This is a genomic window from Solibacillus sp. R5-41, assembly GCF_002736105.1.
GTDB lineage: Bacteria > Bacillota > Bacilli > Bacillales_A > Planococcaceae > Solibacillus.
In genome coordinates this window covers 2,127,299-2,148,749 of sequence record NZ_CP024123.1, presented here as the reverse complement: position 1 = coordinate 2,148,749, position 21,451 = coordinate 2,127,299, and the positions used below count along the sequence as shown (strand labels likewise).

Sequence of the window (21,451 nt, the reverse complement as noted above, 5' to 3'; positions counted from 1 at the left end):
AATGGACGCGATATTAAAAATTAAATTAAAGCAGACGTTAGGGGAAGGTCCGCTTTGGGATGAAAAAGGTCAAAAAGTATATTGGACGGATATTTTGAATGGCTGTTTATATCGTTCAAACCTGATAGGAGATTCAATCGAAAAGCGTATGTTGCCATTTCATATTGGTAGTTTTGCATTTTACGAGCAAGAAGAGCGTTTACTGCTAGCCACGAGTAAAGGTTTGTTTCACTATTCATTTGATGACGATTATTATGAACAGCTATGTGAATCCTTCCAACTTCCATCTCATATGAGATGTAATGACGGCAAAGTAGATCCGCATGGGGATTTTTGGTTTGGAACAATGCAATATAATCCTGTAGAGCCACACGGTTCGATTTTCCGATATACAAAAACGGGTCAGCTAATAGAGGAGGCACGAGGCTTCATTATCCCGAATGGTATTTCCTGGATAAATGACGTGATGTACGTTGTAGATAGTGGCAAAAGGGAATTGTATGCAGTGCAGAGGAAAAATAATGCATATGATTGGGAAAACAAAGAAGTTATTTTTTGTTCGCCAAAGGGAATGACACCGGATGGCATAACAATTGATTCAGAAGGAGATATATGGATAGCCATTTGGGGCGGTGGCAAGGTAATCCGTTTTAATCCACAACGTCGAGAAATTGTAAGCGAAATTATTGTCCCAGCACCGTATGTTACAAGCTGTTCATTTGCCGGTGAATTTCTGGATACGCTATGGATTACTACGGCAAAAAGTGATTTAACAGAGGAGCAACTGCAACAATACCCATTATCCGGAAGTGTTTTTGTTGTTCAAATGAATACAAAGGGAGCAAAAAATTCATTGTATAGAGGAGAATCTAAATGAAAATTACCCGTTATGAATTATTTCAAGTCCCACCACGATGGCTATTTTTGAAAATTGAAACAGACGAAGGTTTTGTAGGATGGGGAGAGCCGGTGATTGAAGGGAAGGCCCATACGGTAAAGGCAGCAGTTGAAGAATTAATGAGCCAGTTAATTGGCAAAAACCCTCTGAATATTGAGGATCATTGGAATATGATGTATAGGAGTGGCTTTTACCGAGGAGGTCCTATTCTTATGAGTGCGATTGCCGGTATTGATCAGGCACTTTGGGATATTAAAGGGCATTTTCATAATGCAAGCATCCATGAGTTAATGGGAGGGGCATGTCGCTCTAAAATTAAAACATACAGCTGGATAGGTGGAGATCGTCCACAGGATTTGGTAGATGAAGCTAAAAAAGTAATGGACTTAGGGTTTACAGCAGTAAAAATGAATGCCACAGAGGAATTGCAAATAGTCGATTCATTTAAAAAGGTCGATGAGGTAGTCGAGCGTATTGGATTACTTCGAGATACTTTTAAATATGATTTAGATATCGGTTTAGATTTCCATGGAAGGGTTCATAAACCGATGGCAAAGGTATTAATGAAAGAATTAGAGCAATTTAAACTATTATTTATAGAAGAGCCTGTTCTTGCTGAAAATTTAGAAGCATTAAAAGATATTACGAAAAATAGTTCGACGCCAATTGCAACGGGTGAAAGGATGTTCTCAAGATGGGACTTTAAGCAAGTACTACAAGAAGGCTTTGTCGATATTATCCAGCCGGATCTATCGCATGCGGGAGGCATTACAGAAACGAAAAAAATAGCTGCGATGGCAGAAGCGTATGATGTTGCTTTAGCTCCACATTGTCCACTTGGTCCGATTGCATTGGCTAGCTGTTTACAAGTAGATGCCACTTGCTATAATGCGTTTATACAGGAGCAAAGTTTAGGGATTCATTATAATCAGGAAGGTCAGGATTTATTAGATTACTTAAAAAATCCGCAAGCGTTTCATTATGAAGATGGCTTTATTACTATTCCTGATGGACCGGGTTTAGGCATTGAAATGAATGAGGACTATATTAGGGAAATGGCCCAACAAGGACATGATTGGAAAAACCCAATTTGGCGTCATAAAGACGGCTCTATTGCAGAGTGGTAAATACGCAATAAAACACTTGAAAATAACTAGTGTATCTTAATTAAGAAAGCAGTATGACTACTCGTCATACTGCTTTCTTTGTTGAAAAAAACCTATCAATAAAATTTTTGTGAAGATGATATTTGAAGTGGAAATGCAACTTGTATAATTGAAATCAATGGTAAAAAGAATGTTTAATGGCTTTTTGTATAAGCATTATCTATACATATTATTATGCACAATCTGTTAAAGGCATTGATAGCAACAGTATAAATGTACTGTGATGTTTACTCCAACTGTCTATTTTTGATATATTATGAATATTAGAAACTACCCTATAACAGGAGGGATACTATGAAAATTATTCAACAATTTGAATTTGGCTCAGCCGATGTTTTACGAGTACAGCAAACACACGTACCAAGCTTAACAGATAGAGAAGTGTTAATTAAAGGTGCTTATACGAGTATTAATTTTGCTGACATTAAGAATCGAACAGGTGCTAAGGCAAAAGGTGCATTTCCAATAACGCTAGGTCTTGATTTAGCCGGTACAGTAATCGAAAGTTGCTCAAGTCACTTTAATGTTGGAGATAGAGTAATTGCGTTTCCTAAAAATGGTAGTTATTCAGAAGTGGCTGTCGCACATGAAAATTTGACTTATAAAATTCCTACTAATCTTTCATTTGAACAAGCTGCAACTATGCCTACCGTTAGCTTTTTAGCTGAAATCTTAGTAAATGCTATTGGGAATGTCAGTAAAGAGGATACGGTGATTATTCATAGTGCAGCGGGCGGTGTAGGTTCGATGCTTGTCCAACTTTGTAAGCAGCTACAATGTCAGAAAATTATCGCGACAGTAGGTTCAAGCAAAAAAATAAACTATGTGAAAACATTAGGAGCAGATGTTGTATGTACATACGAGGAATTTGTAGGGACAACACTAGAGGCTACAAATTCGTATGGCGCGACAGTTATTTTTGATTCGGTTGCTGGAAATATTACTGCGGATAGTTTACACTGTTTAGCACCTTTTGGCACGCTCGTTCAGTTTGGTAATAGTAGTGGAGTAAAAGGAATCTTTTCTACGAATGATGTTCATAGTAGTTGCCGGTCCATTAAAGGGTTTAGTTTAGGAACAACACGCAAACTGAAGCCTGAATTCATCCGTCCTTATGCCGAAAACATGATTGATCAATTTGCAAATCAAACACTACAACTTCATATTGATCGTATATTTAACTTAGACAATATAATAGAAGCGCATCAGTATTTTGAAAAACGTCAACATCATGGGAAAATTTTATTGAAATTAAATTGATTACTGCTGAATTCTTGATATGTGAATCAAAAATTCGGTAATACACATACCCATCACGTGGCACAAAAATATGGAAGAAGCTCTAAAAAGAACGTACCGCAGTAGACCACATCAACGTCTATTTATAATAGGGAATGTCCAGTTGATATGAGGGGGAGCAATATTAACAATATTGATTTGAACGAAACACGTGTGAAAAGTTCTACTTTTTCAGTACCCGTTACTTTTAGTGATGGGACAGAAGGCGAGTATTTATTTATTGGCGAAGAAGGGAAAGTTGGTTTTTTGGTCTATACTCTTTGTAACAATTCATTTTCCTATTTGGATTTATAAAGGCCTTTTTGAATTGCCTTATTTTAAGTTCCATAATAACAGTTTTTGTATTGGGTATTATATTTAGGTTTGTATATAAGAAAAGTGACTCCCTTTGGTCAGTAATTATTATTCATTCTTTGTATAATTTGTTAGTGTCACTTTTCTACTAACGAAGGCAGATTAATAAGGATTGCTGAAAATGATCAAATTTTTTTCAAGAATCTCAACCTTCATGAGTGGAAATGCCCATCTAATGATACACATCACGAGAATATAGATATTAACGCAGGGCAAAATTTTTATAACGACGCGAGAAGGATTCAAAATAAATAAATTCGTAATAACGGGTAAAATTATTTAATAAAAAAACATTATTCTTTTATTTAAAATATTGTCTATACTTTCAGTAATCAAAACAATCAACTGTGAACAATAAACATTTAACTAGTATTGAGAGGTGAAGGCTAGTCATTTTGATTAGCAAATTACAAATGGGAAAATTCCAAACAATTTATGCGCAAGCACAGAAATTGACTAGTAAGGGCAAGGTTGCGTCCTATATCCCGGCATTAGCTGAAGCGGATTCTACTGCATTTTCTGTATGCCTGATGTCAATGGATGATAATATTGAGCTCGGAGATTGTACAAAAAAGTTTACTCTTCAAAGTGTTGTTAAAGTGCTAAGTTTCATGGTTGCGGCGCATCATCATGGTATAGAGGAAATCATGCGTTATGTAGACGTCGAGCCAACAGGGGATTCGTTTAACTCGATTGTGCGCTTAGAAAGTAACAATAACAAGCCCTTCAATCCGATGATTAATGCAGGAGCAATCACCATTGCATCGTTATTGCCCGGGCAAACGATGTTTGATAAGGTGAAATCCGTAACGTCTTTCATTGAAAAAATTTTAAATAAACAAGTATCGGTCAATAATGAAGTGTATATGTCAGAATATCATTCGGCTGATTATAACCGTGCCATAGCTTACATTTTACAGGCAAATGGCTTCTTAAAATCCGATGTAGAGGAAGCGCTACAAGTATATTTACAGCTTTGTTCGATTTCAGTGAATTCTTCAGATTTAGCGAAAATCGCGCTTTACTTAGCGACAAATGGTCATAATTGTGAAGCAGAGTGTAGCAATCAAGTTATCAACATCGCTAAAGCATTAATGATAACATGTGGCATGTACAATTTTTCGGGGAAATTTGCTGCGTTCGTTGGCTTGCCAGCAAAAAGTGGTGTATCCGGTGCCATTATTGCCGTTGTAAAAAACGGGGAAATCGAGCATTTAAAGGGTCCAATTGGGATTGGACTTTATGGTCCGTCGATTGATGATGTTGGAAATAGTGTTGCTGGCATAGATTTTTTAGCGAAGTTATCGAAGGAGTACGATTTATTTTGTTTATAAAAAGAAGCCTGCTTGCATATAACGAGCAGGCTTTTAGGTGTTATTTTAGTGTTACGTCTATTATTTCCAAAAAATTATCTTTCATTTCATCGCGTTCAAAACGCAGAGCAAAGTTTTATTCATCAAATTTTAGCCCGATAATTAGTTATTCCTCATCTTAAAAGAAAGATCAAAATTGGCAAGTGAATATGCAATGAGTAAAACCTATCCATTTTTTCATTAGCTGGATAGATAATGATTGTTGTCTCATACACAATCTTAAAAAAAGCGAGGAGATGGTGAAGTGATTATAATGATAAATGGAGCATTTGGTGTGGGTAAAACTACTATTGCAAATCTGCTTCAAAACGAAATTAAAAATAGTATGATATATGACCCTGAAGAGATAGGGTATATGTTAAGAAATGTTATTCCAATGGATATAAAAAGAATTGAATCCTCTACAGGGGACTTTCAAGATTTAGATTTATGGAAAGAGTTAACCGTTGATGTGGCAAAACGGTTAATAACAAAATATAAAATTAATCTAATAGTGCCGATGACAATTCGGAATATAGAATACTTTCATTTCATTTACAAAGGATTTAGAAGTATAGATGAACACACCTATCATTTTTGTTTGAGTGCAAATAAAGAAACAATTTACGAAAGGCTAAGACTACGTGGAGAGGAAGAAGGCAACTGGTGTTTTCAACAAACCGATAAATGCTTGGAAGCCTACAGTAAATATGATTTTGGAGAGTATATAGATACTGAAAAATTTGAAATTAATGTTATTGTTCAAGATATAAAAGAAAAATTAAATCTTTTTTAAACTATATTTTTGATTATATCAACCACTAAAATATTGTTTATTCAACTTTTCGTGGCTTTTTGTAGAACATGATCTATACATATTTTTTGCACAATCGATGAAGATCATTTATAACAACAGTTTTGATGTATTTTGATAATGCTGCATCATCGTCATTGTTGATTAAAATCGTGCAAAAAATTAAGTCTTATCGTTGTAAGGTCAGGAAATCTGATTAGACCACTTAATGTAAAGAAATCGCAATCTATCTAACCAATATATGGGGTTATTACAGGAGGTGAAGAATATACAAATCGGGGTGATACTAATAGAAACACTCCTAACAACTCTAGAAGCCTATTAATTAGTATTTTTAATGATACAATATTAGTAAAATCCAACATTTCATCTTCCTACCAAAAAAAGAACTTTATAGTGAATTCAGGTTATCTTATATAAGTATGTATGATAATGATAAAACAAAGTGAAAGTAAATCGGAGGAGATACGAGTGTAAATTTAACTACCTTTTAAATTTTTTATAAAAGAAAGGGTAGTGAAGATGAAAAAGTCGTTTCATTTTTTATGGGTGAGTCAATTACTTGCTAACTTAGGTGATGTTTTTTATATAGTCGGGTTAATTTCTATTTTATATCAAGTAAGTGAATCGCCATTTTATCTGGCGTTACTACCATTTTTAAATATGGCAGGGCGTATGATAACTAGCAGTCTCGCACCTTTACTGGTAAATCGTTATCCTTTAAAACAATTACTTGTCATATCCCAAGCGTTAAAAACGATATTATTATCAATTTTAGCTGTAGGTTTGTACTATACGCTATCGTTAATTTTTATTCTAATTATTATTTTTGTCGTTGCTCTTTTAGATGGACTTGCACAACCAGCTAGTAATGCGCTAGTTCCTCGGATATTAGAAAAATCGCAGCTTTTACGTGCAAATGGAATTTTATCAATGATTAATGAATCGACACAGCTTGGAGGTTGGGCACTTGGCGGAATACTTGTAGCGAATACAAATGGAAACACAGTTATTTGGATTACGTTGATACTTTTTGTGCTTTCTACATTGTTTATTTTGTTCGTTATAGATCCTACGCCATTCGAAAGAAAAATAAATGTTGCTAAAAAACAAGAATTAACAGAGGGTTTTAACCTTATTTGGGATAATCATTCCTTCCGCACGATTCATGTAATGATTGTTTTTGAATCCATTGCAAATGTCGTTTGGGTTGCAGCCATTATGTATCTTTTTGTTGCTGATGTATTACATGCATCTGAGGCATGGTGGGGGTATATTAATACAACCTTCTTCATTGGATTGGTAATCGGTGGTTTTATTTGTACCAAATTTGAACAAGTTTTCGAGAAAAATTTGAAAAAAATCGTTTTGGTTTCATCATTTGCTGCTGCGATTGTGATGTTATTGTTTGGATTAAACCAAGTTGCAATTTTAGCACTAATATTAAGTCTATTTTTCGGAGTTTTAGACCAGTTCAAAGGCATTCTACTTGGAACGTGGCTACAATTGAAAGCAACGGATGAACAACTCATAAAAGTTTATAGTGCTCAAGGTGTATTAACATCTCTGTTATTTGGTTTATCAACACTATTAGCAGGGACATTAGCAAATATCTATTCTGTTCAATGGCTTTTTATTGGGGCAGGGCTACTTTTACTACTGTCCGCAATTTATTTTAGTTTAGGACAAAAAAGATTTGAATAACTAGTAAAAAATTTTTTCTATACTTCAAATGTAGAACAAATATTCCGAAATTAAAGTTTGGAAACGATCCTAAAAGCCACGAATGTTTATTTCAACGTTCGTGACTTTTTGTAAGAACATTATTTAATCATAGTTTTATTTATAATCGCTGAAAGTAGTAAGATCCCTAATTAGACAAACATTGAATCAGGTATTTACTCATAAGTTTGCAGAATCAATAAAAACTCGTTTTACTCAGATCGATGTTAGTGAAAGAAGGTATAACTAACGGGGCATAATCATGAACGGTATCAAAAACGATTAAACGGCTTAAGCCCATCAAAATCAGAGCTCAATCCGCTTAACCTATTTTTATTATTTCCACTGCTACTTGACGGGGAGCACTTCATAATTTGCTATAAGGTGCTTTTTAAACTAGAACAAAATTACTGGTCTTTAAGTCGTTTACGTGAGGAATTTCGTTCTGCAGTAATGGGAATATGCTCCAATGCCTTTCCTAATCCATAGTGAGGCATATTTACATAAATAGATTCATAATGACCCTTACTTATTTGATAAGTTTCATGATAAATTCCAACCGCATCATTGTTACCTACTTTTTGGTTGAATTTTTTCCAAGCAGTAAAATGTTTTTCATTTTTAGAATAAGCAAGCAGGTCTTCGATTGAACGCCAATATTGGATCATAGTAGTAGTTCTAAGTCCAAAATAACTTTCCATCGATAGAAATCCCAGTTCCTCTTTGTTTATATAAAGCTCCTTAATCATTCCAGGCATGGCGTTAAATACTGGTAACCACTTATGAACTGCGAGTCGCCTATTAAATCTCATTCCAATGATGAAAACGACAATATCCTCTGTATTATCAATCGTATAACGACCAGTATAAATCTGCTTAGTCATCGCTAATCCCCCTTCGTAGATAATTTATCAAGAGTAAACTCGCACCAATCTATCGCAGCTTTGGTGGTCCTTTTTCCATAATCCAATGTAAACAACCAAAATATTGAATCATCATCGTTATCTTTGTGATTGATAATAGCCTGTTCAATAGATATATAGGTTTGATAACGTCCTTCAAGTTCTTGCTTGTAATTCTGTAGAAGCAATACCTTATTTTCTCGAGCTTGATAGCGACCAAAAAATAATTTAAGTAAAATTTCATTTCGGTCAATTGGTATTTGTTTAATGGGCTGCTCCAACCAATTTTTCAGTACTTCCATTCCTTTTAAGGTAAGATAGTACTCATTTCTATCAGGTTTTCCTGGGCTTGATGAAGTACGAACTTCTGCTAATTCCTCTTGGACAATTAATTTTAGAGTTGGATATATTTGTCCATAACTAATTTTCCAAAAATGATTTAAGCTCTTGTCAATGAACTGTTTAATGGCGTAACCTGATTTACATTCAGTAGTTAATATCCCTAATATTGCATATGTTGTATCGTTATAACTTTTCAATATTTTCACACCTATCCAAAAGATATATATCATTAAGATATAAAATACTGGATGTTAACAAAAAACACAAGTTAATTTTCTGAATAGTTAATAAATACCGTGATTTAGAGGATAAGTCAAAACCTCATTTAGATACACCACGGTGAACCATACCATAAGAAAAATTTTATTAATTTGTTATACAAAAAACATTACCAAATCAAAGTTTTGGGATGCACAATTAAGCCACGAATGTTGTTAAAATCAACGTTTCGTGGCTTTGGCTTTTTGTATGAATATTATCTTTACATATTTTTAGGCACGATCGGTAAAAGTCGTTTAGAGGTGTTTTGATAATGCTGCACCATATTAATTGATGAATAAAATTATGCAAAAAAATTAAGTCTTATCGTTATAAAGTGCGGAAATCTGATTAAACATCTTAACCGGGCTATTTCACATATCAAAAACCATTAAAAACTACTGTAATACCTATAAAATAGACAATTACAAACACCATAATGAACCGAATAAGTTTATTTTTCACTGTTAATTGCGCGGCATTCCAACGCTCATCGGAAATTTGAAATATGACATGGATTGGATGTTCTCTCATTTCAGTAATGAGGGAATTTGTATATCCCTTGAGCATAAAGTAAGTTGCAATAACTAAAAGGATTTGTGCCCAAAAAGGCAATGCGAAATAAAGTGGTAGCGTAATTCCAACGAGTCGTAAATAAGCCCATTTATACCTTCTATTTCGAATGAATGTTTTGACAATCAGTTCTACAACTTCATCTTGAATGATTCGCTTCGTAAAGAAACGTGGCTTTTTTCCCGTCTCTTTAGGTGTATTCATACTTTGTAATTCCTTGCTTAATGTAAAAACCGTTCCGACTAAAAAATAATATTGTGAAAGATCCACACGTAATAACTTATCAAACGAATGGTGGCGATACACATAGCGTTGAATATAAATTGCGAGAAGTAGGGTAATGATAAAGCAACTAATTATCATTCCTAAAGGCGTTGGAACAACTAAAAAAAGCACGGTCATGAGCAACGGAAGGAGGAATTGTAAAATCGTTTGAAACCATTCTCTCCAATCCGTTCGAACGATGAGTTGTTTCCATAAATAAGTAGTTAAACTTAAGAAAAAGATGAAAATGATTTCGAGCACTGAACGGTCGTATAAATGAATAAAGACATTATACAGTAAACCTAGAACAAGTCCGTTAAATAGGATTTTCAAGGATAATGAATAAATAAGTCCGCCAGCTAACAGCTTTCGCCATTGCGCCGGCTGCTGAATAAGAAACAATTTATCAGCAGGTTCTAGTAAACTTCGAATAATCCCCGTTTGCAGGAGAAAAAGAAGCACAAACAGGAACACTTCAAATGGAACCCATTCTAACAAACCAAATTGCTTTTGCATGATCGTTTCGCGATAGAGAAAATAGGAGAACAATGCCGCTGGAATACAAATATAAATCCATACAGTCCAATCTGCGATGCTTTTTAATATGGTGCGGTTAAATTGCCATTGCCTGCTTAATCTATTTCTAAAGAGTTCCATTACTTTTTCACCTCGAGTAAGGCATCGAAAGCAGCAAGTAGTGAATTGTCTTCAACATGTACACCATCTTTTATTTCAGCTAATGTTCCTTTTTTTAAAATCGTCCCTTCATGCATCAGTACGAAACGGTCGCAAATTTTTTCCGCCGTATCAAGCGCATGGGTAGACATTAATATACTCGCACCTTGCTCTTTCAGTTCATTTAATAATTGGATTAAACGACGCATCGCCTGCGGGTCCAGTCCCATAAATGGTTCATCAACTATGTAAAAAGTATAAAGGGGAGTGAAGGCTAAAATAAGCATGACCTTCTGTTGCATCCCTTTCGAAAATTTCGTTGGATATTCTGATAATTTCGTCGTTAGCTGAAACGTTTCACATAGCTTATTTGCACGTTGTTGTAAAACCGAAGCATCTTGTCCAACCGATCGAATTAAAAAATCAATATGCTCCTTTAACGTAAAGTATTCATACAAAATCGGTCTTTCTGGCACATAACCATACGCTGGTAAATGCACAGAGCCTTCCATATACGGTAACGTGCCCATCATTGCCTGAATGGTCGTACTTTTCCCCGCACCATTCGAACCAATTAACCCTATTAATTGCCCTGGTAAAAGTTCGAATTGAATATTATGTAAAATTTGATGCTTTCGTTCATAGCCACCTGATTGAATCGCAATACGTATCAAAAAATCATCCTCCTTATAATAAGTACGAGTTAAAATAGGAAGAAGTTTCAATTATTTTGGGTAATTTATACAGATGGATATTTGAATGGGGCGACCAATTTATTTGGATAAATTATTATTTCACGTACTTATTAGTTTTTTGTTAAAGGTGGTTTGATTTATTTGGAGAATAATATATTTATATATAAAAGGAGGCAAGACAATGCATTTATACCACTACATCGCAATCAATCAAGACAGCAATACATTTAACAGTCCTAACAATGCGTTAAAAGAAGGGTTAAATCACCAAACGAGAACAGGTTACTATACGAACGGAGGCAATTTATTTCCAGAACTAACAGAAAAACTAAGACCCACAAATGTCGAAAGCTGGGTTGATTTTAACAATGCGTTCGGTGCCCAATTGGGTCAACCAGAACAACCTTATTTGACATTTCCTCTAACCACGAATAAAATTTTAGTATTTAATCGGGATTTATCGAGTGATTTATTTGCTTACATAGAAGATCAATATATGAAGCAGGAAACAGGCGGAGGTTATTTTACAGTGGGGCTTCCATCGAAAGAAGAACTCGTAATGCAATATTGGGCGAGTATGTTGATACTGGATGACTATTTAAAGATGAAACCTTACAAAGATGCAGAACTTTTAATTTTCACAACCGTCCCACCAGAATTATTGGAATATAGGAAGTAAATTCACTGTAATTAAAGTGACTTGAGCTCAGCATGAATAGAAGTGGCTCAAGTCGTTTTTGTCCATGCCATGTTTGTTTTTTCAGTGGAGCAAGCAACAATGGCCGCATTTGTGCGAGCGCTAATTGTACTTCCTATCAGTGTCTTTCTATTCCCTAAGCACGACTCGGATTGGTCTGGATAGGAGACGTTAAGACTTAAATTCCACCAAACAATTTTCACAAATACAAACCTTTTCACGATCAGGTGGTAACTGGTCGAAAATCTCTTTTGGGAAGACTACTTTAAAACACCAGCATTCTCCTGTTGAAGGATTGTCGGTCATCCCACACTTATTACCTTTCTGACAGAGTGGACAAAGCTTGGCTTGATTCATTTCTAATGTCATAAGCAATCTCCTTTTTTTCAAATTTGACTTCATTATATCGTCACTCTTTTCAGAAACTCAACATCTATTAGAATGAACAATCAATCTTTTAGTAGAGGTGAATGGCTGTGGCGAAAAGAAATCGTGGAAAAATATTAAATCGACTGCCATCTAATGGGCGAGGCGATTGTCCTTTATGTAATCGGAAAAGAGTCAAGTTATTGTACGCCCATAAAATAGATCCAACGAAAACCGTGCAGGTCTGTAAATTCTGTAGAAATAAATAAATCATCAAATTGTACATCGCTTTTCACAGACGATGTATTTTTTTGTTTTTGGTGAAAGGATGATTTGAAAGAGGGAATTACTGCTCTATTTGGTAATCGCGCCATTTTTATACCGACATGGACAATCTTCCTGTCAAACTTTGCTTCAAGTCTTTGCATTGTGGTATTAACCTTTTATGCACTCGATATATTGCAATTCACAAAGGGACAACTTGGTTTCATGTTTGCCTTATCGGCTGCAGGAGGACTTGTTGGAGCAAAAATCATCAAACCGCTCCGTGCAAAGTGGCGACGCGGAGCCATTTATACATATGTACCATTATTTGATACGCCTGCCTTCATATTATTTTTCTTAGCAGACAGCTGGCTATTTTTAGGCATCCTTCTTGCAATTCGAACAGCCTTAGCCACGGTAACAAATATTATCTTTTTAGCCATCCTCAAGAAACAACACCGAATCATTTACTAGGTAGAGTTGCAGGTACATCCTCGATGTTGATGAAGCTCGCATGCATTGCCAGTTGGTCTATTTATTGGAGGAATGTGGGCTGATTATTTACCAGTTGCACCAATTTTTCTGTTGTGTGCACTTATTGTTTCATTGAATTCAATCATTTTATATAAAAATAAATTTCACGAAATATCTTAAATCACATTTCACAAATTAATTTTAACCCCGAAAAATACAAGGTAGGTTTACTATTAAAATTTCTAGGCTATGGTTAGAGTGTAGACTCGAATAGGGGAGTGGTATTTTGTTAAATTATAAACGAGAAGGTTCAGGCAAGGTTCTTGTATTAATCCATGGTTTTTTAGGTGGCATTGCCATTTTCGATAAAATTATTGTTCCATTAACACAAAAATTCGATGTCATCGCAATTGATTTGCCTGGACACGGACAGAGTGAAGTAGGGGAAGACAAGGTTTATACGATGCAGCGCTATGCTGAAGATGTTGTCGAGGTACTTATGAAAGAAAATGTGCAAAGTGCCTTTTGGTTAGGTCACTCCATGGGCGGATATATTACTTTAGCGGCATTGGAAAAGAAGCTGTTTCCTATTGATAAAGCCATCTTACTTTATTCTTCTGATGCAGCAGACACGCCAGAAGCAATAGAAAAAAGAACAAAGCAACAGCAGGAAATACAAGAATCGGGTGTAGGTTCATTTGTAGATGGCATTATCGATAAATTTTTAGCACCCGATGCCAAAACAGAGGATATATTATTCGCTAAAGAAGTAGCTTATGAAGCAACATCTGACGGGTTAATTGCAGCTCTAGGAGCTATGACGACACGTACAGACCAGCGTAAACTCGTTGCCAATATTGAGGGCCCTATGCTCATAATCGAAGGCGAGCAGGATCTTGTGGTAAAACCGATTGAAACGTATAATCGTCATGTCCAAAAAGTAAAAACGAATACAGGTCACTTAGGTATGCTTGAAGATTCGAAAGCCGTTCTTCAAGCGATTGTTGCGTTCTTGTAAAAAAAGTGTGATGGGGGGAATGCTTACCCCCATTCAATGCTCGAACTATTGAAACTGCTTTCTTAATAAATAGCAATACCAATCAAACTTATCATTCTTCTCAATATTGGAAACTAAACCTAAAACAATGGGCGCGCGCGTCATTTCACTTTGAAGTTCTTCGATTAATAATTGAACGGATTCTTTTTCAATCTTATTGGATGAATAGGCACATGCTTGTTGTAGCCCTTCAATAATTTCTTCAACAGGAAAGACTGGCTCACTTGCATGTGGATGATTTATCGGTTTTTTCAAAAAAACGAGCTGGCTATTCATAGCTAAAATGGTCGTTTTCTCAACTAATGTTTCTGCTAATTTTTGAATGTCAACATGCTGCTTGTTTTCAAATAGCATATGCGCATAGGATTGAATCATGCCATTTACGACAACGACTAAATCATATTGCTTTCCTTCAATTTGTTCTCCAAAAACATCAAATAGCAGCTTTGTTAAATTTGCATTCGACATCTCAACAAAAAACTGCACTTTTTCAATCAATTTTTCACTTATTGTCGTTGATCTTTCTCGCATGAGAATTTCAGCAAATCCTGTGTATTCGGAAAGAATCGTAAACGTTTTTACAAAATAAACAAGTAATTTATCCGTTCGCTTCATTGTTTCACTGACTGATTGGTCAACATTCTTTATTATATTGCTCATAAAGTATTCAATGATGGCGATGATTAATTCGTCTTTTGATTTAAAGGATAAATAAAAAGCGCCCTTTGAAATGCCACAGTGCTCTGTAATTTGCTGAACAGATGTTGCTTCGATTCCTTTGGCCGCAAATAATTCAATCGCAGCATCAATAATAATTTGTTTTTTTGTCATAAATTTTATATACCCCTTTAAATTGACAGTTGACCGATTAGTCATTATTATAAAATGGTAAAGTTAACAAGTCAAGAAAGGTAAGGTGGAACAGTGAACGGTTTAGTTAATTTCGTAATAAAGAATAAATTAGCGGTATGGTTACTTACGTTAATCATCACGTTTTCAGGAATTTATTCAGCTACACGTATGAAAATGGAGTCCATTCCAGACATTTCGATCCCATATTTAATTGTAATGGGAGTTTATCCTGGTGCAACACCCGAACAAGTGATGGATGATGTTTCCGTACCATTGGAAAAAGCAATTGAAAGTTTAGAAGATGTAAAGGCTGTGTATTCAACTTCCTCATCAAATGTCTCTCAAGTTCAAGTGGAATATGAGTACGGCATAGATATGGATGAAAAGAAACGCCAACTAGAATCGGCGTTAGATAGTGTTACATTACCTGAAGAGGTAGAAAAGCCAACAGTTATGGCGATTAGTATGAACATGATGCCAGTTGTTGCGTTATCGATGAGCAGCACTGAAGAAAACATTGTCGAGTTAACATCAACAGTAGAAGATATCATTCTACCAAAAATCAACAAAATTGACGGGGTTGCATCTGCAACGATTACCGGTCAACATATTGAAGAAGTTTCATTCACATATGATAAAAAGAAAATGGCGGACCTTGGTTTAACAGAGGATTCCGTGAAACAAATGATACAGGCGAGTGATTTAGCAATTTCACTTGGTTTATATGAATTTAAAGATGGGGAACAAGCTGTTGCAATTGATGGCAAGTTCAAAACAATGGATGATTTAAAAGAAATGCTCATCCCAGTTACACCATCTGAAACAAATCCAGCACCATTCGTGAAATTAGGAGAGATTGCCGACATTAAAACAGTTGGTAAAGTTCAATCCGTTTCACGTACAAACGGTAAAGATGCGATTGCCATTCAAATCGTAAAAGGGCAAGATGCGAATACCGTGACGGTTGTAAATGCCGTGAAAGAGTTAATTGAGGAAGAGAAAAAATTAATCAATGGTTTACAAGTGGATATTTCACTTGACCAAGGGAAACCAATTGAAGATTCTGTTTTCACAATGATTGAGAAAGCGGTATTTGGTGGCTTAATTGCGATCCTAATAATTTTATTATTCCTACGTGACTTTAAATCTACAATTATTTCAATCATTTCGATTCCGGTTTCTGTGTTTATGGCATTACTCTTATTAAACTGGTTAGATATTACGTTAAATATTATGACGCTCGGTGCCATCACGGTCGCAATTGGTCGTGTTATTGATGACTCCATCGTCGTCGTTGAAAACATTTACCGACGCATGCACTTGAAAGATGAAAAACTACAAGGGCGCGCACTAATTCGTGTAGCAACGATTGAAATGTTCAAACCAATCTTTTCTTCAACATTAGTAACAGTGGCTGTATTCGCACCACTAATTTTTGTTGGCGGTATGGTGAGTGAATTATTCATGCCATTTGCTTTAACGATGTCATTTGCATTAGGTGCGTCATTAGTCGTTGCGGTTACAATCGTACCAGCACTTTCTCACTTCCTATTCCGTAAGAAAATTTACGGGGTAAAAGAAGAAAGTCAGCATAAAGAAGTTGGAAAATTAGCGATTGCTTATCGTAATTTCCTAGAAAAATGTCTAAATCATAAATGGATTACTTCAATTGTTGCCGTTGCAATGCTTGTTGGTTCATTAATGCTAACACCATTAATTGGCTTTAGCTTCATGGGCTCACAAGAAGAGAAGGTGATGTATTTAACATACACACCAGGCACAGGGGAATTAATCGATAACACATTAGCCAATATTGAAGCCGTTGAAAAAGAATTATTAAAACGTGACGATATTGATATTTTACAATTATCTGTGACAACAGAAGCTTCAACAGACCCGTCTGCTATGATGATGGGCGGCGGTGCTGGTGGCGGATTAATGTATTTAATCTTTGATCCAGAAATGGAAGTTGAAAAATTCACAAAGGCGAAAAAAGAAGTAGAAGACTATATTTTCAACATCGGTCAATCTGGTGAATGGAAAACGCAAAACTTCGGAATGAGTGGCATGTCTTCTAATGAAGTAAGCTACACGCTTTATAGTGAAGATTTAGATAAGTTGCGTACAGCGGTAACAGAAGTCGAGGGCGCTCTACAAGGCATTGATGGTTTAGAAGAAATTAAATCAAATGCTTCGAACCCATATGTTGAGCATGTATTAAAAGTGGATCAGCAAGACGTCTTACAATACGGCTTAACAACAGCTCAAATTTTAATGGCGTTACAAGCGGATACGTCAAAAGAAGTGTTAACAACAGTTGAAAGCAACGGAAATGACATTAATGTTGTTGTTCAACGTGATGCAAAAACAAGTGCGGCTTCTATTGATGAGTTATTAAAAACACCAGTCCAAACTGCAATGGGTACTACGCTGACACTTGGTGAGTTAGTTAAAGTGGAAGAAGGCACAACATTAACTTCTTTATCACGTCAAAAAGGGGAATTCTTTGCGACGGTTTCAGGTACAATTACGGATAAAGATATTTCAAAAGCAACTTCTGCTGCCGATGAAATAATGGCTGACTTAGATTTACCAAAAGGCGTAACAACAGGTGTTGGTGGGGTTGCAGCTGATATGGCTGAAACATTTACACAGCTTGCGCTAGCTATGATAGCAGCTATCGCGATTGTTTACTTCATTTTAGTCGTAACATTCGGTGAGGGCCTAGCACCATTTGCAATTCTATTCTCATTACCATTCGCGGTAATCGGTTCTTGGGTCGGCTTATGGGCATCGGGTCTAACGATTTCGGTTTCTGTATTAATGGGTCTACTCATGTTAATTGGTATCGTCGTGACGAATGCAATCGTACTCGTGGACCGAATTATTCATATGGAACATGATGGCATGAACATGCGTGATGCGATTTTAGAAGCGGGGGCAACGCGATTACGACCAATTTTAATGACGGCAATTGCGACAATTGGAGCGATGCTTCCAATGGCATTTGGCGGTGCTGGTGGTGGCTTAATTTCACAAGATTTAGCGGTCACAGTAATCGGTGGTTTATTATCATCGACAGTATTAACATTAATCATCGTTCCAATTGTGTATGAACTATTATCAAAAATGCTAAAGAAAAATCGTAAAGATGTAAAAGATAATTAATAGTCGAAAAGCAGCCTGTGAAAATTCGCAGGCTGTTTTTCTTGTAGCTTTGTAATAAAGTTTGATCGATAATTTGAAATAAAGATTGATTAAAATCATATTTCCTCTATAGATTTCTTAGAGGTTAGATGATTTTTTTTGGATATTTATGTTAATGTAAATATAAATATTGTGAAGAAATGTACTTAAACTAACCTGCAGTTTAGTTGAATAAGTATATGCTAAAATCGGAATATATGTTCGGTGTGGATTTAATACATATTATTCTAGGAGGAAGATGATGGAGAAAATGGGGTATCAAAAGAATTGGAATTTGGATAAGATTTTTCTAGGTGGAAGCAAATCAAATCAATTTTTAGATTATATAAAGAGGTTGGAAGTTCTTGGTCGTGATTTAGAACGATGTGTTAAATCATATACTACTTCATTAGCAACAAATGAAGCGGCTAACTTGAGAAAGTTAGTGGAATATATTGGTGAAATTCGCGTCAACTTGTCACAAGCTAATTCTTTTATCACTTGTCTTCATTCACAAAACACAAAAGATCAGGATGCTGCAACTTTGCGAGGAAAAGTAGCTCAAATAGAATCCAATTTTGAAAAAAAATTATCAAAGGTGAAAATAATATTAGCAAATACAAAGCAGGATGTATGGGAAAGTTTAATTGAAACTAAAGAATTAGAAGATTATAGATTTGTTCTAAACGAATGGCGTGAAAATACAGATAAGCATTTTTCTGATGAAGAGAAAAATTTAATATCTGATTTAATGGCTGATGGATATCATGCGTGGGGTCATTTTTATAATGCGCTAGTAAGTAGTATTAACGTAAATGTTCAAGTTGATGGAAAAGAAAAGAATTTATCAGTAGGACAAGCAATTAACTTACGGTCACATCCTAATGAGGAAGTGAGAAAGGAATCTCATAATGCTTTAGAATCTATAGGGGAAGAAAAAGAAGAGCTATTTGCAAAAATATTAAATCACATTGCTGGCTTCCGTTTACAAGTATATAAAAAGTCTGGAGTAAAAAGTGTATTAGAAGCACCTTTGAAAGATAACAGAATGAAGGAAGAAACACTGAATGCTATGTGGTCAGTAATCAGTAAATATAAAAAACCTTTCTCTAATTACTTGAATCGAAAAGCTGAAATGATGGGTGATTCCAGCATGAAAGCATATAACTTTTGGGCTCCCGTTACCAATAGTAATCAAAAGATAGAATACGATGAAGCCGCTATACTAATTACGGAACATTTTAGTCAGTTTGGAACCGAATTAGAAGGTTTCGTTAAGCAAGCTTTCCATGAAGCTTGGATAGAAGCTGAAGACCGTGCCAATAAGTCCGCTGTTCCGTTTTGTGCTGCTTTTCCGCTCACTGGTGAATCAAGAGTTTTTATGACATTTGGGGGTACTTTTTTGAATGTGTTAACTCTTGTTCATGAATTGGGTCATGCTTTCCATAATTATGCTATGAAGTCTGTTAATGGGGTGAATAAACGTTATCCTATGAGCGTTGCTGAAACTGCATCAACCTTTTCAGAAATGATTATTTTTGATGCCGCTATGCAAAAGGCAAAGTCAAAAGAAGATAAGTTGATTATATTGGATGAAAAATTAAAATGTAGTGTTATGAATTTTATGAATATTCATTCGAGATTTTTATTCGAGCAGAGATTTTACGAAGAACGTAAAGAAGGGATTGTTTCATCAGCTCGTCTAACTCAGTTAATGAGAGATGCAATACATGAAGCGTATGATGAATCACTAGAACAGCCTTCCACTTATTCTTGGGTATGGACACCACATTATTATATTACGCAATCTCCTTTTTATAATTTCCCATATACTTTTGGGTATTTTTTTGCTTTAGGTATCTTTGCAAAGGCAAAGGAAAAAGGGAATGAGTTTGAAAAGGATTATCTGAACTTACTTCGTGATTCAGGAAGTATGACCGTTGAAGATTTAGTTATGAAACATTTAGGGGAAGACATTACTTCGGAGGAATTTTGGGAAAAAGGAATGGAAATATGTGTGAAAGATGCTGAGGAATTTCTAAAATTAACTTCTTTGGATGATATTGAATAAGAAGTAGTCGATTCGACAAAGTGATGTTACAAAATGAACAGTTTTTATAGTGCGATTACTAATATTTTTGTGAATGTTTTCACTTAAACTAACGGGGTGCTTTAATAAAGTAGAGCAACGTCTTTTATGACGTTGCTCATTTTACATTTAAAAGTACTTTTGATAATACTCTTTCCGTAGTTTTCCGCATAATTGAGCGTATAACCTTGTGGTTTCACTTTTCTCATGCCCCATAAGACTTTGAATGATTTCAATAGGAGCGCCATTATTCAACAAGTGAGTTGCATAGCTGTGTCTACGTTGGTGTGGATGAATCTCTTTATTAATTTCAGCACGATCGGAGATCCGCTTCGATTGTTCAATAGAGCAGTCGTTTTTTTTACTAACGGAGCAGTTTACTTAAATAAAGAAATGTCATTTTTCTTATGTCATAAAAGTGTTAGTCAGTAATAAAAGTGCTAAAATACAAAGTGACTTAATCATTCTATAACAATAGGAGAGACAATAATGATTCAATCAATAGTTCATATCGCATTAGTAGTAAAAGACTACGATGAAGCAATAGAATTCTATACAAAGAAGCTAAATTTTGAATTAGTCGAAGATATTTATCAACCAGAACAAAACAAACGCTGGGTAGTGGTGTCCCCTCCTGGTTCAGTAGGTACCACAATATTATTAGCTAAAGCATCTAAACCTGAGCAGGAAACCTTTATAGGTAATCAGACGGGCGGTAGAGTTTTTCTTTTCTTAAATACTGACGATTTTTGGAGAGATTATAACGATATGAAATCAAAAGGAATTGAATTTGAGAGAGAACCAAAAGAGCAATCATATGGAATAGTTGCAGTGTTTAAGGATTTGTATGGGAATTCATGGGATTTGTTACAACTAAATGTTGATCACCCCATTGCTCAAAGAATTAAGTAGGATAAACTGGGGGTTTCCAATAATTAGGGGAGCTCTTTTTCTATGGATGATAAAGGTGCAACTCCTGTAAAAAGAACTGTTTGTTGTGAAGAAAAAAACTTAAATTATAGGGTACTTTACTTGAAGAACATTGAGTTGCGTTGGCAGCTCTTTTTTTCTTTATTAAACTAACGCAGAAGTTTAGTTGAAGAGTGTTGTTTAACTTGTGTTCAACAATCGGGCCATTTAATGGAGTAAGGC

Annotated in this window: 21 protein-coding genes; 14 read left to right on the top strand and 7 right to left on the bottom strand. The window is 35.3% G+C overall.

Annotated features, from left to right (window positions below; genetic code table 11):
• Window position 1: 1 nt before the first annotated feature.
• From CSE16_RS10360 to CSE16_RS10330, 7 genes are all read left to right on the top strand, one after another.
• Complete coding sequence (locus CSE16_RS10360) at window positions 2-877, top strand: SMP-30/gluconolactonase/LRE family protein (RefSeq protein ID WP_099423829.1); 876 nt, start codon at window positions 2-4, stop codon at window positions 875-877.
• Entirely contained in the window at window positions 874-2,025 is a 1,152-nt protein-coding gene (dgoD, locus tag CSE16_RS10355) for a galactonate dehydratase (protein WP_099423828.1), read from the top strand. Before CSE16_RS10360 ends, dgoD begins: the two co-directional genes overlap by 4 nt.
• Window positions 2,026-2,358: 333 nt before the next feature.
• The gene (locus CSE16_RS10350; RefSeq protein WP_099423827.1) at window positions 2,359-3,324 is read left to right on the top strand and encodes a quinone oxidoreductase family protein; all 966 of its coding nucleotides are present in this window, start codon (window positions 2,359-2,361) and stop codon (window positions 3,322-3,324) included.
• A 341-nt stretch (window positions 3,325-3,665) separates the two neighbouring features.
• Window positions 3,666-3,809 carry a CPBP family glutamic-type intramembrane protease gene (locus tag CSE16_RS22215; RefSeq protein WP_157764790.1) on the top strand — a complete coding sequence of 48 codons (144 nt, stop codon included), beginning with the start codon at window positions 3,666-3,668 and terminating at the stop codon, window positions 3,807-3,809.
• Between the two features lie 303 nt (window positions 3,810-4,112).
• Window positions 4,113-5,051 (top strand): glutaminase A, encoded by a 939-nt coding sequence (gene glsA / locus CSE16_RS10340; RefSeq protein ID WP_253896058.1) that lies wholly within the window; start codon window positions 4,113-4,115, stop codon window positions 5,049-5,051.
• 292 nt (window positions 5,052-5,343) lie between these two features.
• A complete protein-coding gene (locus CSE16_RS10335; RefSeq protein ID WP_253896259.1) occupies window positions 5,344-5,865 on the top strand; it encodes an AAA family ATPase in 522 nt (173 codons plus the stop codon).
• A gap of 540 nt (window positions 5,866-6,405) precedes the next feature.
• A complete protein-coding gene (locus tag CSE16_RS10330; RefSeq protein WP_099423824.1) occupies window positions 6,406-7,587 on the top strand; it encodes an MFS transporter in 1,182 nt (393 codons plus the stop codon).
• 425 nt (window positions 7,588-8,012) lie between these two features.
• Here the strand turns inward: CSE16_RS10330 and CSE16_RS10325 are convergent, their stop codons facing one another.
• From CSE16_RS10325 to CSE16_RS10310, 4 genes are all read right to left on the bottom strand, one after another.
• Complete coding sequence (locus CSE16_RS10325; protein ID WP_099423823.1) at window positions 8,013-8,489, bottom strand: DUF4188 domain-containing protein; 477 nt, start codon at window positions 8,487-8,489, stop codon at window positions 8,013-8,015.
• A 2-nt stretch (window positions 8,490-8,491) separates the two neighbouring features.
• Window positions 8,492-9,046, bottom strand: a complete 555-nt coding sequence (locus CSE16_RS10320) for a PadR family transcriptional regulator (protein ID WP_099423822.1) — start codon at window positions 9,044-9,046, stop codon at window positions 8,492-8,494.
• Window positions 9,047-9,488: 442 nt separating this feature from the next.
• Complete coding sequence (locus tag CSE16_RS10315) at window positions 9,489-10,601, bottom strand: ABC transporter permease (RefSeq protein ID WP_099423821.1); 1,113 nt, start codon at window positions 10,599-10,601, stop codon at window positions 9,489-9,491.
• Entirely contained in the window at window positions 10,601-11,293 is a 693-nt protein-coding gene (locus tag CSE16_RS10310) for an ABC transporter ATP-binding protein (RefSeq protein WP_099423820.1), read from the bottom strand. The genes CSE16_RS10315 and CSE16_RS10310 overlap by 1 nt, the downstream gene beginning before the upstream one ends.
• A 202-nt stretch (window positions 11,294-11,495) precedes the next feature.
• Here CSE16_RS10310 and CSE16_RS10305 point away from each other — a divergent pair, with 202 nt between their 5' ends.
• Window positions 11,496-11,993: a hypothetical protein gene (locus tag CSE16_RS10305; protein WP_099423819.1), complete on the top strand. Its 498-nt coding sequence runs from the start codon at window positions 11,496-11,498 to the stop codon at window positions 11,991-11,993.
• Window positions 11,994-12,182: 189 nt separating this feature from the next.
• On the opposite strand, the gene CSE16_RS10300 is transcribed toward CSE16_RS10305, so the two are convergent.
• Entirely contained in the window at window positions 12,183-12,380 is a 198-nt protein-coding gene (locus tag CSE16_RS10300) for a cysteine-rich CWC family protein (RefSeq protein ID WP_099423818.1), read from the bottom strand.
• A gap of 330 nt (window positions 12,381-12,710) precedes the next feature.
• Between CSE16_RS10300 and CSE16_RS10295 the strand changes: the two genes are divergently transcribed.
• A complete protein-coding gene (locus CSE16_RS10295) occupies window positions 12,711-13,115 on the top strand; it encodes an MFS transporter (RefSeq protein ID WP_099423817.1) in 405 nt (134 codons plus the stop codon).
• Window positions 13,116-13,401: 286 nt separating this feature from the next.
• Window positions 13,402-14,133: an alpha/beta fold hydrolase gene (locus CSE16_RS10290; RefSeq protein ID WP_099423816.1), complete on the top strand. Its 732-nt coding sequence runs from the start codon at window positions 13,402-13,404 to the stop codon at window positions 14,131-14,133.
• A 45-nt stretch (window positions 14,134-14,178) separates the two neighbouring features.
• Here CSE16_RS10290 and CSE16_RS10285 read toward each other — a convergent pair whose 3' ends face one another.
• Window positions 14,179-15,003, bottom strand: coding sequence for a TetR/AcrR family transcriptional regulator (locus CSE16_RS10285; protein ID WP_099423815.1), 825 nt, complete (start codon window positions 15,001-15,003; stop codon window positions 14,179-14,181).
• Window positions 15,004-15,096: 93 nt separating this feature from the next.
• On the opposite strand from CSE16_RS10285, the gene CSE16_RS10280 reads away from it, so the two are divergent.
• Entirely contained in the window at window positions 15,097-18,192 is a 3,096-nt protein-coding gene (locus CSE16_RS10280) for an efflux RND transporter permease subunit (protein ID WP_099423814.1), read from the top strand.
• A gap of 280 nt (window positions 18,193-18,472) precedes the next feature.
• Window positions 18,473-20,281: a M3 family oligoendopeptidase gene (locus CSE16_RS10275; RefSeq protein ID WP_099423813.1), complete on the top strand. Its 1,809-nt coding sequence runs from the start codon at window positions 18,473-18,475 to the stop codon at window positions 20,279-20,281.
• A 147-nt stretch (window positions 20,282-20,428) separates the two neighbouring features.
• Here CSE16_RS10275 and CSE16_RS10270 read toward each other — a convergent pair whose 3' ends face one another.
• Window positions 20,429-20,626, bottom strand: coding sequence for a tyrosine-type recombinase/integrase (locus CSE16_RS10270; RefSeq protein WP_256376325.1), 198 nt, complete (start codon window positions 20,624-20,626; stop codon window positions 20,429-20,431).
• A 162-nt stretch (window positions 20,627-20,788) separates the two neighbouring features.
• Here CSE16_RS10270 and CSE16_RS10265 point away from each other — a divergent pair, with 162 nt between their 5' ends.
• Window positions 20,789-21,211, top strand: coding sequence for a VOC family protein (locus CSE16_RS10265; protein WP_099423811.1), 423 nt, complete (start codon window positions 20,789-20,791; stop codon window positions 21,209-21,211).
• A 42-nt stretch (window positions 21,212-21,253) separates the two neighbouring features.
• Window positions 21,254-21,382, top strand: a complete 129-nt coding sequence (locus CSE16_RS22050) for a hypothetical protein (protein WP_256376315.1) — start codon at window positions 21,254-21,256, stop codon at window positions 21,380-21,382.
• The last annotated feature ends 69 nt before the right edge of the window (window positions 21,383-21,451 follow it).

Bases quoted from the DNA above. Each gene is read 5' to 3' on its own strand.
- CSE16_RS10360 (WP_099423829.1), top strand. From the start codon at position 2: ATGGACGCGATATTAAAAATTAAATTAAAGCAGACGTTAGGGGAAGGT.
- dgoD (WP_099423828.1), top strand. From the start codon at position 874: ATGAAAATTACCCGTTATGAATTATTTCAAGTCCCACCACGATGGCTA.
- CSE16_RS10350 (WP_099423827.1), top strand. From the start codon at position 2,359: ATGAAAATTATTCAACAATTTGAATTTGGCTCAGCCGATGTTTTACGA.
- CSE16_RS10335 (WP_253896259.1), top strand. From the start codon at position 5,344: ATGATAAATGGAGCATTTGGTGTGGGTAAAACTACTATTGCAAATCTG.
- CSE16_RS10330 (WP_099423824.1), top strand. From the start codon at position 6,406: ATGAAAAAGTCGTTTCATTTTTTATGGGTGAGTCAATTACTTGCTAAC.
- CSE16_RS10325 (WP_099423823.1), bottom strand. From the start codon at position 8,489: ATGACTAAGCAGATTTATACTGGTCGTTATACGATTGATAATACAGAG.
- CSE16_RS10315 (WP_099423821.1), bottom strand. From the start codon at position 10,601: ATGGAACTCTTTAGAAATAGATTAAGCAGGCAATGGCAATTTAACCGC.
- CSE16_RS10305 (WP_099423819.1), top strand. From the start codon at position 11,496: ATGCATTTATACCACTACATCGCAATCAATCAAGACAGCAATACATTT.
- CSE16_RS10300 (WP_099423818.1), bottom strand. From the start codon at position 12,380: ATGACATTAGAAATGAATCAAGCCAAGCTTTGTCCACTCTGTCAGAAA.
- CSE16_RS10285 (WP_099423815.1), bottom strand. From the start codon at position 15,003: ATGACAAAAAAACAAATTATTATTGATGCTGCGATTGAATTATTTGCG.
- CSE16_RS10275 (WP_099423813.1), top strand. From the start codon at position 18,473: ATGGAGAAAATGGGGTATCAAAAGAATTGGAATTTGGATAAGATTTTT.
- CSE16_RS10265 (WP_099423811.1), top strand. From the start codon at position 20,789: ATGATTCAATCAATAGTTCATATCGCATTAGTAGTAAAAGACTACGAT.
- CSE16_RS22050 (WP_256376315.1), top strand. From the start codon at position 21,254: ATGGATGATAAAGGTGCAACTCCTGTAAAAAGAACTGTTTGTTGTGAA.